Source organism: Ralstonia sp. VS2407 (assembly GCF_052950655.1).
Genome location: NZ_JBRFVG010000246.1, coordinates 1 through 470, shown reverse-complemented (window position 1 = coordinate 470; position 470 = coordinate 1). Strand labels below are relative to the sequence as shown.

The following is a 470-nucleotide window of genomic DNA, read 5'->3' as shown; positions in this document are numbered from 1 at the left end:
AACAGTTGGCTTATGTAATGTGCCGATTGGTCATAGAAAACAAGCGGCCGAAATGCTGGGAATTCCAGAAGAAGACTTATTCTTTAAATTTGCTGGAATTAATCATTTCCATTGGCACCGCGTTTGGGACAAAGAAGGACAAGAGCGAACACAAGAACTCATTGATTTAATTTACGGACCTAAGCAAGAGCAAGAAAGTCATTTGAAAAATATTTTTGATGCGCCGTTCCATTATGAACAGTTAAAAGATTTAGGAATGTTACCATGTGGTTATCATCGCTATTATTATATTGAAGATGAGATGTTGAAGCATTCCATCGAAGAGTATGAACGGGGCGAAACAAGAGCACAAGTGGTTAAAGAAACGGAAGGTCGTCTGTTTGAATTGTATAAAGATCCCAAACTAGATTACAAACCAAAAGAATTAGAAGAACGGGGCGGCACACACTATAGCGATGCAGCTTGTGAAA

1 protein-coding gene is annotated in these 470 nt (G+C 38.7%); it reads left to right on the top strand.

Going from position 1 to position 470, the window contains the following annotated elements:
* Positions 1 to 470 (top strand): family 4 glycosyl hydrolase (locus ACU8YE_RS24855; protein WP_446930204.1); only part of this gene is annotated, 470 nt, incomplete at both ends.